Annotated in this window: 11 protein-coding genes, 1 tRNA gene and 2 pseudogenes; 2 read left to right on the plus strand and 12 right to left on the minus strand. The window is 43.2% G+C overall.

Annotation, left to right across the window (positions count from 1 at the left end; translation table 11 throughout):
• Positions 1-77 precede the first annotated feature (77 nt).
• The 7 genes and pseudogenes from Q3W56_RS20965 to Q3W56_RS01765 form a co-directional block, all read right to left on the minus strand.
• A pseudogene (locus tag Q3W56_RS20965) lies at positions 78-206 on the minus strand (hypothetical protein); the annotation flags it as partial.
• A gap of 255 nt (positions 207-461) precedes the next feature.
• A complete protein-coding gene (locus Q3W56_RS01745; protein ID WP_302894280.1) occupies positions 462-2000 on the minus strand; it encodes a glycoside hydrolase family 10-like protein in 1539 nt (512 codons plus the stop codon).
• A gap of 155 nt (positions 2001-2155) precedes the next feature.
• The gene (locus Q3W56_RS01750; RefSeq protein WP_268401495.1) at positions 2156-2548 is read right to left on the minus strand and encodes a DUF1360 domain-containing protein; all 393 of its coding nucleotides are present in this window, start codon (positions 2546-2548) and stop codon (positions 2156-2158) included.
• Positions 2549-2738: 190 nt separating this feature from the next.
• Positions 2739-2825, minus strand: a pseudogene (locus tag Q3W56_RS21110) (hypothetical protein); the annotation flags it as partial.
• A 66-nt stretch (positions 2826-2891) separates the two neighbouring features.
• Positions 2892-4367 carry a D-alanyl-D-alanine carboxypeptidase/D-alanyl-D-alanine endopeptidase gene (gene dacB / locus Q3W56_RS01755; protein ID WP_302894281.1) on the minus strand — a complete coding sequence of 492 codons (1476 nt, stop codon included), beginning with the start codon at positions 4365-4367 and terminating at the stop codon, positions 2892-2894.
• Between the two features lie 34 nt (positions 4368-4401).
• The gene (gene galM, locus Q3W56_RS01760) at positions 4402-5379 is read right to left on the minus strand and encodes an aldose 1-epimerase (protein ID WP_302894282.1); all 978 of its coding nucleotides are present in this window, start codon (positions 5377-5379) and stop codon (positions 4402-4404) included.
• A gap of 132 nt (positions 5380-5511) precedes the next feature.
• The gene (locus Q3W56_RS01765) at positions 5512-6903 is read right to left on the minus strand and encodes an MATE family efflux transporter (protein ID WP_302894283.1); all 1392 of its coding nucleotides are present in this window, start codon (positions 6901-6903) and stop codon (positions 5512-5514) included.
• Between the two features lie 285 nt (positions 6904-7188).
• Here Q3W56_RS01765 and iseA point away from each other — a divergent pair, with 285 nt between their 5' ends.
• Entirely contained in the window at positions 7189-7734 is a 546-nt protein-coding gene (iseA, locus tag Q3W56_RS01770; protein WP_302894284.1) for a DL-endopeptidase inhibitor IseA, read from the plus strand.
• Between the two features lie 87 nt (positions 7735-7821).
• Here the strand turns inward: iseA and Q3W56_RS01775 are convergent.
• From Q3W56_RS01775 to Q3W56_RS01785, 3 genes are all read right to left on the minus strand, one after another.
• Positions 7822-7894, minus strand: a tRNA-Arg gene (locus tag Q3W56_RS01775).
• A gap of 52 nt (positions 7895-7946) precedes the next feature.
• The gene (locus Q3W56_RS01780; RefSeq protein ID WP_019714566.1) at positions 7947-8492 is read right to left on the minus strand and encodes a site-specific integrase; all 546 of its coding nucleotides are present in this window, start codon (positions 8490-8492) and stop codon (positions 7947-7949) included.
• A gap of 316 nt (positions 8493-8808) precedes the next feature.
• Complete coding sequence (locus Q3W56_RS01785; protein ID WP_024121629.1) at positions 8809-9039, minus strand: excisionase family DNA-binding protein; 231 nt, start codon at positions 9037-9039, stop codon at positions 8809-8811.
• A gap of 184 nt (positions 9040-9223) precedes the next feature.
• Here Q3W56_RS01785 and ggt point away from each other — a divergent pair, with 184 nt between their 5' ends.
• A complete protein-coding gene (ggt, locus tag Q3W56_RS01790) occupies positions 9224-10987 on the plus strand; it encodes a gamma-glutamyltransferase (RefSeq protein ID WP_019714568.1) in 1764 nt (587 codons plus the stop codon).
• Between the two features lie 413 nt (positions 10988-11400).
• Here ggt and gltD read toward each other — a convergent pair whose 3' ends face one another.
• The gene (gene gltD, locus Q3W56_RS01795) at positions 11401-12882 is read right to left on the minus strand and encodes a glutamate synthase small subunit (RefSeq protein WP_302894285.1); all 1482 of its coding nucleotides are present in this window, start codon (positions 12880-12882) and stop codon (positions 11401-11403) included.
• 16 nt (positions 12883-12898) lie between these two features.
• Positions 12899-17461, minus strand: coding sequence for a glutamate synthase large subunit (gene gltB / locus Q3W56_RS01800; RefSeq protein WP_302894286.1), 4563 nt, complete (start codon positions 17459-17461; stop codon positions 12899-12901).
• Between the last annotated feature and the right edge of the window lie 5 nt (positions 17462-17466).

Consider the following 17466-nt stretch of genomic DNA (forward strand, 5'->3'; position numbering starts at 1 on the left):
TCACATCTTTGTAACATCTTATTAGGCGAGTTCTGTAATCATTCCCTGACAAAAGAAGTCTGAAAATTAAAACCGAGTCAATTTTGCCGTGCAAATATTAATGGGATAAGCAAATACATGCCATAGGCGCATACCATCCATATGGTAAACGCAATGACCTGTCCTTTTAATAGCGCCGGGAAGATAATGGGATGGCCCCAAAGGGAATCATATCAATTCATAAACCGACCGCAGTCTATTCGAGCTCTTGATAAACATCTTCTGATGGAAAATCATCGAAAACGAGAGACTGTATGGCGAGCCCATCAATTAAAGCATTCGCATCATTCCCCATGTCGTGAAAGAAACGCCATCAATAACTAACTATATAGATTTTTTATCCTGGGGTTTTTCTGAATACGCTCGTATTCTGATCCCAAAATTACTTTTTTGAAAAAAGACGACTTAGAAAGCCGTCCTTCTCATTTCTTATTTTGTCTTTCGTTTGAACCCTTGCTTTCGTTATGAAGCCGGTCTGTTGAAGTGACATAATACGTATATTTCTTGTTTGGGTCTGCCGTCTTATCTAGGAAGGTTTGCTGCTCATTTGTTTTCCGCGCGGTTCCAACTAATGTTTTGTTCTTATCCCCTTCGGCTCTGTAAATCGCATAATAGGCTGTTTCTTTCGTTTTTTGATTTGATGGGTGGTCTTTAATCTGAAGAAGAATACCGTTTTTGTCGCCGGTAACTTTCGTAAGCTTCGGTTTTTTTGGAGCGGTATTGTCAAGCCAAGGCATTTGCGGAACCAGTGCCGGCTTGCTGTAAAGCTCGGTGATGAGCCTGTCTTTGATGCCAAGCGGATTTTTGTTGAGGTCTTTGAGGCTGAAATGCATGCTTCCTTTCACAAGCTCAAGCTGACGGTTCAAGGTGATTTGTCTCACATACTCCTCGGGATCGGACCATGGCGGATCAAAGTTGTTATTGATTTTATAGGCTGCCTGGCCAATATATAAATGAACAGGCCTATTTTTGACTTCGTTGCTCCACCAATCAGCCAGTACGTCGTAAGCGGCTGCGTTGAAGCCGATGCTCCAATAGATTTGCGGGGCAATATAATCGATGTCGCCTTCTTGGATCCAATGTCTCGTATCTGCATAAAGGTCGTCATAGTTCCTGACGCCTGCATTGGTATTCGATCCAGTTGGGTCATCTGCCGCGTTTCTCCATACTCCAAAAGGACTGATACCGAATTTGACATATGGCTTTGTGGCTTTCATTGTTTGGTTGATTTGTTTGACAAGCTGGTTCACGTTATCCCGCCGCCAGTCATCAATATTGGAAAAAGTGCCTTTTCCGTATTGTTCATACTGTACTTGATCAGGAAATTCCTGTCCGGCTATTTTATAAGGGTAAAAATAATCATCCATATGAACGGCATCGATATCATAATGTTTTACCACTTCTTCAATACCTTTGACGATAAAATCTCTCGCTTCAGGAATACCCGGATGATAATAAAGCTGGTTTCCATAAGCGGCAACCCAGTCTGGATGCTGTCTTGCCGGGTGATCCTTAGACAATTTATTGAGGTCTGTATGATTCATGGTAATGCGGTAAGGATTAAACCATGCGTGAAATTCTAAATTTCGTTTATGGGTTTCTTCAATCATAAATGCAAGCGGATCATAGCCTGGGTCTTTCCCTTGGACACCAGTTAAGTATTCAGACCAAGGTCCGTAAGCGGACGGATAAAAAGCATCTGCCGTCGGTTTAATCTGAACAATAACGGCATTCATTCCCATTTTTTGTATATCGTCCAGCAGTTTGATATACTCCTGCTTTTGCTCTTCCACCGATAAACCTTTTTTTGACGGCCAATCAATGTTTAATACGGAAGCAATCCATACGGCTCTCAATTCCCTGTCAGGCTGCGCATTGGCCATAAACGGAATGGAAATGACAAACGTTCCGATGATCAAGCTGACAAGGAAACGGACAATCGACTTTTGACAAACCTTCATTCTGTTTCTTCTCCCCCATTACATCTCTTTCACTATTCGCTATTACGGTATTCCCGGGCTGTAAAAGGGTGCTTAATCGGATTGAAGAAATCAGGATTTTATGTCTATATCACCAAATAAACGAAAAAAGTCCTGAAGCATTTTGTTCCGCTGCTTTAGGACTTTTTATCATTTATCATGGTTTGCAGGCTCTTTAACACATCAATGAGTTTTACGCCGACACCGACAGCTGTTTCAAGAATCGCCTGTGCTCCTGCGATGGCTAAAATAAAGATTACTGGAACTGCAATACGAGGCAAAAAGAGATAGCCCAGTCCGATCAAAATGGCACACCAAACGCCGGCACACCAGTAGCAATTGAGCATGTATCCAAAGTTAGAAGCCGGCACGCTTTTTTCTTCTGCATGCCCGTTTTGATCAACGATCCTTTTCTTTTTCATAAAAGGTTTTCGGATAAATTCCGTGATTTTGTCGAATACAATCAAATGTGTCAGCCTGTAACTGGCTAGAATCAGCATGATAAAAGTAAGGAAAGAAAGACGATCCATGACAAGCCTCCAAGAAAAAGGATGATGTTATCATTCCCAAGTGTCTTCTATCCATTCTAGATATAAAAAGAAAGACGGACAGAGAATGGCCCCTGTCCGCTAAACCAACTTAACGTTTTTGCAGTATTGCTTTATTTGAAGTGATCTTGTCTAAAGCGCTGTTTCATAGTGAATCCATATTATTTCATAGGAGCGGCTGATACTGCGTAGATATACCGATAAGATTATGCAATTCCTTCTGTTCTTTTCTTAATTCATTATTCGGAAACCGTTGGTGAGGGGGCAGAACATTAGAAAAAACATAAAAAAACCTGTTTTCGCTTGGAAAACAGGTCTGGCGTGATTATTGATTTGCCAAGATGACAGCGATTTGATCCTCAATATCTTTTCCCTCCTCGTCATCAATCAATCCGTTAAGAAGAATTGAGAAAACGAGGGTTTTTCCGCTCTTTGTTTCTGCGTACCCGGATAGAGAGCTGACCGTGCTTAGCGAGCCGGTTTTTGCCTTCACTTTCCCTTGTGCAAGCGTGTCTTTCATGCGGTTCCTCAGCGTTCCTCCTATCATTCTGTCACTATTGCCCGCAACAGGCAGAGAATGTAGATAAGCTGAGAACCATTTCTCATCTTGAATGTCATATAACAGATTTGAGATTTGATCTGAGGATACAGCATTAATATGCGAGACTCCTGATCCGTCCCTTAACACAAGTGATTTGGGATCGACACCGAATTTTGGAAGCGTATGGTTTAATACTTCGAGTCCCTTTTCCCAGCTTCCCTCTTCTTTTTTCACTTTCCCCATTTCTTTTACGAGCACTTCGGCATGTCCGTTATTGCTTAATTTCATAAACGGAACAAATAGTTTTGACAAAGGCATTGAACGGTGAGAGATTAACACGTCTGAAGAACCGGGCGCAGCGCCCGTCTTGACGTTCCCTTTTACAGTAATGCCTTGTTTGTGTAGTGCACGCTTAAATAAATCCAAAGCATATCCGGTCGGCTCCCAGACAGCGATCCATTCCTTTGTGTTGCTTGCGCCAACCGGTACGCTTCCTTCAATGGTGATTGTATTTTTCCCATGCTCTCTTTCGATCGTGAGGTCTTTCTTTTGGCCCGCCGAAGTCGTTTCTGCATTGTTCTTAATCGTTACATAATCTGTCTTTGGAGATACAGAAACGGCAGGCTTTTCCCCTTCTTTTTTACCTGGGGTGACCTCTACAATTACAGTGCCTGCATCATAGTCTTTATTCGGAGATGCTGTTAAAGCAGAGACTTGTGCGCCATAATACGTGTATTCATCACTCCATGGCATATCAGGTGATAATCGGGTGTCATCATACCACGTATCATCACCGATCAAATTACCTTTAATCACGCTAACACCGGTCTGTTTCAATTTCTCAGCCATTTTTTCAAAATCAGATGGTAAAAGTGTCGGATCTCCTTTTCCTTTCAGATAAAGGTTTCCATTCAGCTTTTTCCCTTTAAGTGTGCCGTCTGTCCGGACCTCGGTTGTAAAGGAATAGTCCTCACTAAGGACAGAAAGTGCCGCGGCAGCTGTCAAAAGCTTCAGAGAAGAGGCAGGCCTCATTCGGATATCTCCTGAATGCTCATATAGAACAGCGCCTGTATCCGCAGAGCGAACAGTGATGCCGGCCATTGCGCCTTCGAGTGCAGGGTGTTCAGCTAAAATCTTATCGATCTGATTGGCCAGTGCATCCTGTTTTTCAGTTGCTTGCGCAGCCTGATGCATATAAGGTACCGAAGCGACGATGAAAAGCAGCAAAACAGCAACATAAAGCTTTATGCTTTTTTTCACTTTTTTCCCCCGCCTCTCTGCGCCACATTACTGGCTATTGATGATTCAATTCAATGGTGATACTGCTTTTGGCTGTCGTTTCTTCTCCTGGCTCAAGCACTTGTAAACCAGTGAGTGATGAAGACAAATCAAGATTCACTGCGTTTGTCACCCATGTGTAAGGTTCAGGGCATAAATACCCCTGTTTTCCGTCCGCATTGTATACAACCCAATGTTTAAATTGTTCATCTGCCTTATAAATAATACTGACATGTGCGTGCTGATGATAAATGACTGCCTGATTTTCTCCGCCTCTTTTCTGATAAGCAGATAAAAAAACATCATCCAGCTGCTTGTGGCGTAAATCTATCCCTTCATGCAAGGCTTCTTTATTTGGTACATCCATCAGCTTCCCGGTCGGCAACAGGCGTTCATCCAACTCCCATTGCTGATCTGCTGTCAGGGAGAATAATGAGCTTTCTTCTGGAAACACAAAAGTAGTATGATAACCGATTCCCCAAGGAAACGCTTCCTTTCCTTTGTTCATGACCGTCGCATATTTAAATAGAGTATTCCCCTTTAGCGTGTATGTCATCCGAACGACGGCATGATGCGGAAATTGCTTATACACATGGGGAAGCTCTGAAAGATCAATTTCCGTTTCAACGATCACTTCTTCATCAGTTTGCTTCATGGTCACTACGTTCCACTTTTCCTGATAAAGAAACCCGTGAAGGTGGTTGTGTTTATCCTTTTCGTTGATATCAAAATGATATGTTCTGCCCCGGAAACTGAATGTACCGTCACTTACCCGGTTAGGCGGAAACAAGATCGGAATGCCATACAATGTTGGTGTGTCATGAAAACGTTCTGCTGTTTTCGGTTCACGCAAAAGCTGGGTTTTTGTTGCTTTGACCACGAGAGAAATGACGTTGCTCCCCCACTCGGGAACGACAATCATTTCTATATGTTCGTTCCCTGCTTTGATGGCGGATGTTCCTAAATGTGTAATCTTCTCAATATAGTTAGCCATATGTCCTCAACCTCTCCTTGATTCATTGCTCGTATAAGAATTCAATGCACTGGGCCATATTTCCTCTATTTTATGTTTCCCTATCAAATAAAAAAAACACCGTTCCAATCATGAACGGTGTGATTCGGAAGTCTATTGGATGAGACGTGTAATTTGTTTCTTTTTCCACACGAATTGATAATACCCATAAATCAACAGCAAGCTGACGGCAAACGCAGCCGGATAGCCAACCCATACGCCGAGTATTTCAAGCTTTGTATAATGGGATAGTACGAACGCGACAGGCACCTCTACCCCCCAGATGGCGAAAATGCTGATAACGGTCGGCCATAAAACCGTTCCGCTTGCCCGCATCGTCGCAGAAATAATTTGGGCATTTCCAAACAGCAAATAGCTCCACAATGTAATCATCAAGAGACGGTGCGCAATATAAAGTGTGTCTTTCTCGGTTAAAAATAACGCTAAAATCTGCTGTGAAAACACATAGATTAGAATGATCAGCACGCCGCCAATGATATAATTCAGCCAAATCCCAACGCGTATGACCTGCTTTAAGCGGCCAGACTCGTTCGCTCCAATCGATTGCGCAGCGAAAATAGACACCGCAATACCAAGGCTGACGGCCGGCATCTGCACATAGCTGGCTACCTGGTTGACCACGCCGTATGCAGCTGTCGCATTAGAGCCGTAATGGTTGACGAATGAAATAACCGCTATCTCTGATAATGAGACGAGAATCATATTGATGCTTGATGGAATCCCGAGGCGCAGCAGAAGAGCCAGCAGTTCCTTATCCATTTTCAAATAACGCCGCACTGTTTTATCAAATTGGAGCGGATGGTTTCGTTTTCGCAAATACACCATTAACACGAGAAATGTGGCAATTGTGGAAATGACGGTTGCATATGCGGAGCCGTATATACCCAGTTTCGGAGAACCGAACATGCCAAGAATTAAGACGGGCAAAAGCGCTATGTTGATGACCGTGCTGACGATCAGCGTATAAAACGGCGTTTTAGAATCCCCTGTTCCTCGCAAAAATGTTGTATATGCAAAATATAAAAACATAAACGGCATAGCGTAAAATAAAATACGTGCATACCTTGCGCTGACATGAATGACATTTTCAGGCGTGCCCATTAAACGAAGAATATCCAAGGTGAAAATACTGCCGATGACGGCTAATACCACCCCTAATAAAAACGTAAACGTGAGCGTCGTCCCTACAACAGCCTTTAACCGTTCCTCATTCTTTGCCCCGTAGGCTTGTCCGATCAAGATCGAACTTCCTGAACCGATCCCAATGGTAAATGAGATTAAAAGAAAAAATAACGGGAAAAAGGATGATACAGCTGCAACCGCATCAACACCGAGCCATCTGCCTACAGCCATCATCCCGACTAGCTGGCCGACTGATTGCAGCACATTGCTTAGCAGAAGCGGCACTAAAAAGAGAGACATAGACCGCCAGACAGATGGATTGCTTTTTTTCTGAGTTACAAGTTGTTCTTGTGATGTTTCCATATTGAAAGCTCCTTTATTTGGATTCGTTTGTCAACATGCCCCTATTCTTTTGACAGAAACAGGATGTGAAACATGTTATTATTCATCACTTTACATATGAAACCCTTCCCGTTTCTTCTAATTTTACACATTCTTTAGCTTATGAAGAATAAACTAACAAGTAACAGCCTGTTTCTTTGTGAGTAAAAGAATGAAAAATAATTTACGCAAAGTTATTGTAATCTATCCGTAATTATTGTAACATTTGTAACATAAGAGAAAGAGATTTTGAAGGAGTGACCCACAATGAAAAAATGTCTTCTATTTCTAACAACGATTGCACTTATTCTGTCATTAAACACAAATGCATTTGCGAAAAATAATCCAGGCGATTTATCACAAAAACAAGCACTGCAACTGGCATTATCAGCAAGAGAGCATTTTTGGAACACAATGAGCGGCCACAATCCAAAAGCGAAAAAAGCAGTTTGCCCATCAGGCACATTTGAGTATCAAAATCTTCAATATGTGTATATGTGCAGTGATTTAGGCACTAAAGCAAAAGCGGTGAATTACTTAACTCCTATTTTTACAAAAACAGCAATCGAAAAAGGCTTTAAAGACTATCATTTCACTGTTTCAAAAGGAAAACTTGCCGTTCCAGTCGGTGACGGAGACAACCTATTAAATTGGAAAAAATCAACGGCTAAACTGATTTCTAAAAAAGGCGGCACAGTCACATACGAATTTACCGTTCCTACTTTAGACGGATCTCCTTCAGCGAAACGGAAAGTGACATTTGTAAAAGAGAATAAAAAATGGAAAGTCAATCAATTCGACGCAGTTATATAAGAAAAGCGCCCGGTATAAGCGGGCGCTTTTGATTTGGCATACAAAAAGACAACAGACGAACAGCCTGTTGTCTTTTTGTAATGATAATGCTCTAGGAGAGATTCGAACTCCCGACCTGCAGTTTAGGAAACTGCTGCACTATCCGCTGTGCTACTAGAGCTTTTTGTACTTATATAGTAGCTCTGATGAACTGAATTTTCAAGCGGTTTGTATTAAAGCCCCCCAAAAACCTTATACGCGGCCCTTGTTGTGTCTTCGTCAATACCGATATATCGCATTGTAATCGAGGGTGATGAATGGTTCAGTATTCTCTGCAGCTCGGCAATGTCTTTTGTCCTCTGATAAAAATGATAGCCAAATGTTTTTCGGAGCGTATGTGTCCCTATTTCCTCAAGTCCGCACGCCGCGGCAGCTTCTCTTAAAATCCTGTAGGCCTGAATGCGGGAAATCGGTTTCCTGGTCCGGACAGATTTAAAAAGATATTCGTTATCTTTCATGTCTTTCGTATACTCGTATATTTCCTGTTTCAGTGATTCTAGAATCAGAATCTTCCTTTTCTTTCTCGTTTTGCTTTCAGTCGCCCATAAATGATCTTTATGTTTAACGTCTTTCACTTGCAGCGGCAGAATATCAGATATGCGGAGCGCGCTGTTGATGCCGAAAATAAACAGAAAATAATCCCGCTTGTTTTTGTTGAGCAAATACTGTTTTACATCTTGGATTTTCTCTAAACTGCGAATCGGCTGTACAATATGCATCAAAAAACTCCTTAAAAACCGTTATGTAACGTTTTGAGGTCTATGTTACTATTATAGCTGAAAAACGTTGAATGTCAAAGTGTGAAGGCATTTATGTAACATAATATACATAGTGTTACATGAGGAGATGAAGAAGTTTTTGAAATCTCTCTTCCTCTTAAATGCTTTTTAAAGCCTCATATAAAGCTTTTAATCTATTTGATACATATTCCTCTATACGCCGTCAAAAAACCTCTTAAAACAAAATCTGACGATTCGATTTTTCCGATGTTTTTAAAAAGATATACAAAAAAAAGACACAATTTGAAATTGTGTCCTAATCCTCATCCTTTACATCAATATCCTCTGGGATTGGTTCATTTAATATTTCCTGCACAAGGGCTTTGTAATTCTCAAGCTGTTCGAGATGTGTTTTGAACTGTCCCTTATAAATCAAAAATTGTTCACCGTCATGAACGGCTCTGATTTTTCCTTCGAGCACCAAGCTTTTAATATAATCCTCTGAAAGATTTGCATATTCTGCTGTTTCTTTAATCGTTAAATACATATAGCCGTCCTTTCTTAATTCGTAGCTGATTCTAATATAGCACATGGCTCATAACAATATAATCAATTTTGCACAGAAAAACGGGTTAATGGTGCTATATAATATACCATTTGTCACTTGTAAAAACTCTGTAATTTTTTTACGCTAAGATTGTAACATTACAGCTTCATATAGGAGGGAGAACATGAAAAGAACGTGGAACGTCTGTTTAACAGCTCTGCTTAGTGTTCTGTTAGTCGTTGGAATTGTCCCTTTTCACGCGGATGCTAAAAAGCCGCCCAAAAGCTACGATGAGTACAAACAAGTAGATGTAGGGAAAGACGGCATGGTTGCCACCGCGCATCCCCTCGCTTCGGAAATCGGTGCTGATGTGCTGAAAAAAGGAGGAAATGCCATTGACGCGGCGGTTGCCATTCAATTTGCACTCAATGTAACAGAGCCGATGATGTCAGGCATTGGCGGCGGCGGTTTTATGATGGTGTATGACGGTAAAACAAAGGATACAACGATCATTGACAGCCGTGAACGTGCTCCAGCAGGCGCAACCCCCGATATGTTTCTCGATGAAAACGGCAAAGCTATTCCTTTCTCTGAACGTTCGACAAAAGGTACTGCCGTCGGTGTTCCAGGCACGCTGAAAGGGCTGGAGGCTGCCCTGGATAAATGGGGAACCCGCTCGATGAAGCAATTAATCACCCCTTCTATTAAACTGGCTGAAAAAGGATTTCCGATTGATTCGGTGTTGGCAGATGCTATTTCAAACTATCAGGAAAAGCTGTCACGGACTGCTGCAAAAGATGTATTTTTGCCAAATGGCGAGCCGCTCAAAGAAGGCGATACATTGATTCAAAAGGATTTGGCAAAAACATTTAAGCTCATTCGCTCAAAAGGCACTGACGCTTTTTATGAAGGAAAACTTGCCAAAGCACTTTCTGACACTGTACAGAATTTCGGCGGATCAATGACGGAAAAAGATTTAGAAAATTATGACATTACAATCGATGAACCGATTTGGGGAGACTATCAAGGCTATCAAATTGCCACTACTCCTCCTCCAAGCTCTGGCGGTATTTTTTTACTGCAAATGCTGAAAATACTTGATGATTTTAACCTTTCACAATACGATGTCCGCTCATGGGAAAAATATCAACTGCTTGCTGAAACGATGCATTTGTCTTATGCGGATCGTGCGTCTTACGCAGGTGATCCCGAATTTGTAAACGTTCCTCTCAAAGGCCTGCTTCACCCCGATTATATTAAAGAACGCCAGCAATTAATCAATGTAGATCAAGTCAATAAAAAACCGAAAGCCGGTGATCCTTGGAAATACCAAGAGGGATCGGCAAACTATAAGCAAGTTGAACAGCCGAAAGACAAAGTAGAAGGCCAAACAACCCACTTTACAGTTGCCGACCGCTGGGGAAATGTTGTTTCTTATACGACGACAATTGAACAGCTATTCGGAACAGGTATTATGGTCCCTGATTACGGTGTTATTTTAAACAATGAATTAACGGATTTTGATGCGGTTCCAGGCGGAGCTAACGAAGTACAGCCGAACAAACGGCCTTTAAGCAGCATGACCCCGACCATTTTATTTAAGGATGATAAGCCTGTCCTCACCGTCGGATCTCCTGGCGGGGCCACCATTATTTCATCCGTTCTGCAAACCATTCTCTATCACATCGAATACGGCATGGAATTAAAAGCTGCTGTTGAAGAGCCGAGAATTTATACAAACAGCATGAGCTCCTACCGCTACGAAGACGGAGTTCCTGAAGACGTCCTCAGTAAACTAAACGGCATGGGCCATAAATTCGGCAAGAGCCCGGTGGAAATCGGAAACGTACAAAGTATTTCTATCGACCATGAAAATGGCTCCTTTAAAGGCGTAGCTGATTCAAGCAGAAACGGCGCGGCGATCGGCATTAATTTAAAACGGAAATAAAAAGATAAAACTGTACTCGCTTCAAGTGAGTACAGTTTTTTGTATGCAGCCCTTTATAGGATGAAACAAAATCAATATACATGTAAAACGCTTTTGCAGTACTCCATATGCTTGATATTCAAAGATTCCTCAAACTTATGTATACTGGCTGCACATTCGCCTGAACATAATTCAGCATTTGGGCTGCTTTCGTTCATGTAAAACCGAACGGGTGTATTGTCAGCTTTGGGGCAAGCTTATGCTCACCTTTTATTGAATAACATAGGCTACAACCTGTAATAGACCGCACATACCCTTTAGAAACATCATGTGAAAATCCAGGAAGGCATACATTTTGAAAATGGAATCGTAATGGAATAAAAAAAGAAACCGGCTGGCAAACAGACCGGTTTCCTATATATAATCCCCTTTATTTACGGAAGAACTGAACTCCCCATCAAGTATCGATCCACTTCACGCGCCACTTCACGGCCTTCATTAATCGCCCATACGATTAAGCTTTGGCCTCTTCTTGCATCCCCTGCGGCAAATACGCCATCGATATTTGTTTGATAATCCCCATATGCGGCGCTGATTTTGTTGTTATTAGAATCAACACCGAATTGTTTTAAAAGCGGCTGCTCTGTGCCTTCAAAACCGATAGCGATGAAGACAAGCTGAGCAGGCCATACTTTTTCCGTTCCAGGCAGCTCGCGGAACTCGTATTTTCCGTACTCATTTTTTACTTTCTCCATTTGAATCGTATGGAGCTCTTTCAAGTTGCCGTTTTTATCGGCAACCAATTTTTTTGTTTGAATCGAATATTCTCTCGGATCTCTTCCGAATTTTGCTTCTGCTTCTTCATATGCATATTCAAGCGTAAAGACGTGCGGCTGTTCAGGCCACATATTATCATTCGTGCGTGCCGGAGGAAGTTTCGGGTGTTTGCCGAATTGGTGCACGCTTTTGGCTTTTTGGCGTAAAGCGGTAGCCACACAGTCAGCCCCTGTGTCTCCGCCTCCGATCACGATAACATCTTTCCCCTTCGCATCAATGAATCGCTTGTCTTTAAAGTTAGAATCTAAATAGCTTTTTGTAGCAAGCGTCAAGTAATCCATCGCGTAGTGAACACCTTTTGATTCGCGTCCCTCGATTAATAGATCCCGCTGTTTTTGAGCACCTGTGCAAAGGATCACGGCATCAAATTGCTCTTTCAGCTCATCAGCCGTTATATCAACGCCAATTTCCGTATTTGTAACAAAATCGATTCCTTCTTGCGTCAGCAACTTAATGCGGCGTTCGACAATCCCCTTTTCAAGTTTCATGTTTGGAATGCCGTAAGTTAAAAGTCCGCCCGCTCTGTCCGCACGTTCAAATACAGTGACGGAATGTCCTGCTTGATTCAGCTGGTCTGCACTCGCCAGTCCGGCTGGGCCCGATCCGACAATGGCCACTTTTTTGCCTGTTCGTTTTTTAGGAATTCTAGGCTGAATCCAGCCGTTCTCAAATCCTTTGTCGATAATGGTCCGCTCAATGTTTTTAATTGAAACGGCCGGGTCTGAAATCGCTAATGTACATGATCCTTCACATGGAGCGGGACATACCCGCCCTGTGAATTCAGGAAAGTTGTTTGTTTTTAGAAGGCGTTCCAATGCTTCTTTCCATCTGCCCCGGTAGACAAGATCATTCCATTCAGGAATTAAGTTGTAAATCGGACAGCCGGATGTAAATCCATTAATGTCCGCACCGATCTGGCAAAACGGTGTACCGCAATCCATACACCGCGCCCCCTGCCGTTTTGATGCTTCTTCTGAAAAAGGAGCAGAATATTCTTTCCAATCCTTTAAGCGAGTGAGAGGGTCCCGCTCAGTAGGTTTTTCTCGTTTGATCTCCATAAATCCAGTTGGTTTCCCCATGTTCCTCTCCCCTTCCTTACTGCACTACCGCTTGTTTTTGTCCCGATGTTGCTGAATTCTGCTTTGGCTTCGTGTTGGCTTCAAATGCAAACATCACGGCTTCTTCATCTGATAAACCTGCAGCTTTTTGCTCTTCGATGCTTGCGAGCATTTGTTTATAGTTTTTTGGAATGACTTTGACGAATTTCTTCACGCTGTCTTCCCATTGATCAAGCAGGTCTGCTGCTTTTTGGCTGTTTGTATACCCAGCATGTTTTTCAAGCATTGCTTTAATTTGTTCAATTTCTGCCTCATCCTCTAATGATTCAAATAAAATCATTTCAAGGTTGCATTTGCGTTTAAAGGCTTTTACATCTTCGGCGAGAACATAAGCGATTCCGCCGGACATACCTGCCGCGAAGTTTTTCCCTACATCACCGAGTACGACAACACTGCCGCCAGTCATGTATTCACAGCCGTGGTCGCCGATACCTTCTACCACCACGTTCACACCGCTGTTCCGAACGGCAAAGCGTTCACCCGCACGTCCGTTAATGTATGCTTCTCCGCTTGTCGCGCCGTAGAACGCCACGTTACCGATAATGACATTGTCATCTGACGCAGAATTAAATCCTTCCGGTGACTTAACGATGATTTTTCCGCCAGAAAGCCCTTTTCCGACATAATCATTTGAGTCTCCGTCCAAATAAAGCGTCATCCCTTTAGGAACAAAAGCTCCAAAGCTTTGTCCGGCTGATCCGGTAAACTGCAGCTTGATTGTATCTTCAGGAAGCCCTTCTTCTCCGTAACGTTTTGATATTTCACTGCCTGTTATTGTTCCGGCTACACGGTTTGTATTATTGATTTCGATAGAAACATCTGCTTCTTTTCCAGACTCAATGGCTTCTTGTACGGCCGGGAGAATCTCTGTGATATCTAGTGATTGATCAATTTTATGATTTTGCGGCGATTGGAACGTTCGTACGCCTTCAGGCTGATAAAGAAGTGTAGACAAATCAAGCTGGCTTGCCTTCCAGTGCGCCTTCGCCCGTTCACTCACATGAAGTACGTCAGTGCGCCCGATCATCTCATCAAATGTCTTGAAGCCTAACGCAGCCATGTATTCACGAACTTCTTCAGCAATGAACAGCATATAGTTCACAATATGATCAGGATCGCCCATAAACTTTTTGCGAAGCTCTGGATTTTGCGTCGCTACCCCGACAGGACATGTATCCAAATGGCAGGCACGCATCATGACACAACCTAGTACAACTAAAGGTGCCGTTGCGAAACCGAATTCTTCAGCTCCGAGTAAGGCAGCCATTACAACGTCCCGGCCCGTCATGAGCTTTCCGTCAGTTTCTAATACAACGCGGTCACGGAGCCCGTTCAGCATTAATGTTTGATGTGCTTCTGCGAGGCCAAGCTCCCACGGAAGCCCTGTATGTTTAATGCTGGTTTTCGGAGAGGCACCTGTACCTCCATCGTAACCGCTGATCACAATGACATCGGCAGTTGCTTTGGCTACACCTGCAGCGATTGTACCTACGCCTGCTTTTGACACCAGCTTCACGCTGATTCTTGCGTCACGGTTGGCATTTTTCAAATCGTGGATCAGCTGGGCTAAATCCTCAATTGAATAAATGTCATGGTGAGGCGGTGGTGAGATTAATCCAACACCAGGCGTTGATCCACGGACATCGGCAACCCAAGGATATACCTTATTGCCAGGCAGCTGCCCGCCCTCACCCGGCTTAGCGCCTTGCGCCATTTTAATCTGCAGCTCATCTGCATTGACGAGGTAATGGCTTTTGACACCGAAACGTCCTGATGCTATTTGTTTGATTGCACTTCTTCTGTCATCGCCGTTTTCATCTGGAACAAAGCGTTTTGGATCTTCTCCGCCCTCACCGCTGTTGCTTTTTCCGCCAAGACGGTTCATTGCGATTGCTAACGCTTCGTGCGCTTCCTTACTCAAGGATCCAAATGACATCGCACCTGTTTTAAAGCGTTTGACAATCGATTCAGCGGATTCGACTTCTTCCAATTTTAGCGGCTTGCGGTTTCCGTCAAATCCAAACAAGTTCCGTAAAAATCCGATTCGCTCTTCATCTGCCGCTTTTGTATATTGCTTAAACAAATTGTAATCATTTCTGCGGCATGCCCATTGCAAGGTATGAATCGTTTTCGGGTTAAACGCGTGATGCTCTCCGCCTTTTCTCCATTGGAAGTCACTTCCCGATTCAAGCGTTTGGCTGTAATCATCCTGATACGCTTCCAGGTGGCGGCGCTGCGCCTCTTCCGCAATTGTTTTTAAGTCGATGCCGCCGAGCTGTGATGCAGTACCTGTGAAATAGCGGTCAATTACATCACGGCTGATTCCTACCGCTTCAAAGATTTGGGCGCCTCTGTAGCTTTGTACAGTTGAAATCCCCATCTTGGACATGACTTTTACGACACCTTCAGTAATGCTTTTTCCGTATTTGCTGACCGCTTCTTCATAGCTGATATCTAAACGTCCTTCATCGATTTCCTGCTTGTAGGTCGCATAAGCGAGATAAGGATTAATCGCATCTGCACCGTAACCGATTAATGCTGCAAAGTGATGCACTTCGCGCGCTTCTCCTGATTCCACAATAATGCTGACTTTCGTGCGCAGCCCTTCGCGGATTAAATGCTGATGCAGCGCACTGACTGCCAGAAGCGGCGGAATTGGTGTCAGGCGTTCGTTCATCTTTTTATCTGATAAGATTAATAGACTTACGCCTTGGCTGATGGCTTCCTCTGCCTGTGTGAACATGTCCTTTAATCCGCGTTCAAGATCCTCTGAAAACAGCACATCGATTTTCTGGCTTTTCAAATCCGGATGAACAATCGTTTTTAATGCGTAAAACTGTTCATTTGATAAGACAGGTGTATACAGTTTAATCCGGCGAACGTTTCGCTCACTCGGGTGAAGAAGATCACCTTCTGCACCGAGCCAGGTCATGGTTGATGTCACAAGCTGCTCGCGAATCGCGTCGATTGGCGGGTTCGTTACTTGTGCAAACAGCTGCTTAAAGTAGTTAAACAGTGATTGTGCATGGTCTGACAGAACAGCAAGCGGCGCGTCATTCCCCATTGAACCGAGAGGATCTTTGCCTTCTTTAATAACAGGAATTAGATATTTTTGGATATCCTCATATGTGTATCCGAATGCCTTCTGGCGAGTAAGAAGATCACTAAATTGTTCTTCTTCTCTTGACTCCGGATCAGGATTTACTTGTACAAGCTCTTCTTCAAGCCATTTTTGGTACGGATACTCAGTTGCAATTTGTGTTTTGACTTCCTCATCGGAGATAATACGGCCTTCTTCCAGGTCGATTAAAAGCATTTTCCCAGGCTCAAGGCGGTTTTTATATAAAACGTTCTCCTGTTCAACTTCAATAACGCCTACTTCAGATGAGAAAATAATATAATCATCTTTTGTGACATAATAACGGGCCGGACGGAGACCATTCCGGTCAAGGATTGCCCCGATTTGTTTACCGTCAGTAAATGAAATGGCTGTCGGTCCGTCCCAAGGCTCCATCAGGGAGCTATGGTACTCGTAGAACGCCCTTTTTTCCTTGGACATATGCGTATTTTCCGTCCAAGGCTCTGGAATGAGCATCATTGCCGTATGTGCCGGTTTGCGTCCAGCCATCACAAAAAACTCAAATGCGTTATCTAAAATGGAAGAGTCACTGCCGTCAGCATTTAAAATCGGCAAAATCTTGTTTAAGTCCTCACCGAAGCTTTCAGATACAAATTGCTGTTCACGCGCTCTCATCCAGTTGATGTTTCCGCGAAGGGTGTTGATTTCACCGTTGTGTACCAAATAGCGGTTTGGATGCGCTCTTTCCCATGTAGGGAATGTGTTGGTGCTAAAGCGTGAATGAACAAGTGCAAAAGCAGAAACGAATGCATCATCCTGCAGATCAGAATAAAACGCATCAACTTGTTCAGGTGTTAAAAGACCTTTGTAAACGATGGTCTGGCTTGAAAGACTGGCAAAATAAAAATTAAAACCTTCTGTTACTCCCCAGTTTTCAGCTTGTTTGCGAATGACATACAATTTTCGTTCAAAAGACAAATTGTCCTTCAGTTCAGAACTTGCACCGATAAATACCTGACGGACAAACGGACAACTTTTTTGCGCTACTGTTCCGATTTTTCCGACATTTACAGGTACAGTTCTCCATCCAAGAACGACTTGGCCTTCTTGTTCAATTAGTGCATTGATTTGCTTTTCGATTTTTTTTCTTTCATCTTCCTTCTGTGAGAAAAAGACCATTCCTACCCCGTAACGCCCTTTTTCCGGCAAATTGATGTCTTTGCACTCTTTCCTAAAGAAAGCATCAGGGATTTGAACCAGTAAGCCGGCTCCGTCTCCTGTATCCGGATCACTGCCTTGGCCTCCTCTGTGGTCTAGCTGGCAAAGCATCTTAAGCCCTTGTTTGACGATGTCGTGAGTCTGCTTGCCCTTTAAGTGCGCATATAGGCCGATTCCGCATGCATCATGTTCAAATTCAGGACGGTAGAGACCTTGAGCTGTTGGCATTTGATTGTAAGTCATAATTC

It is taken from the genome of Bacillus sp. C28GYM-DRY-1 (genome assembly GCF_030519405.1).
GTDB classification, from domain to species: domain Bacteria; phylum Bacillota; class Bacilli; order Bacillales; family Bacillaceae; genus Bacillus; species Bacillus spizizenii_A.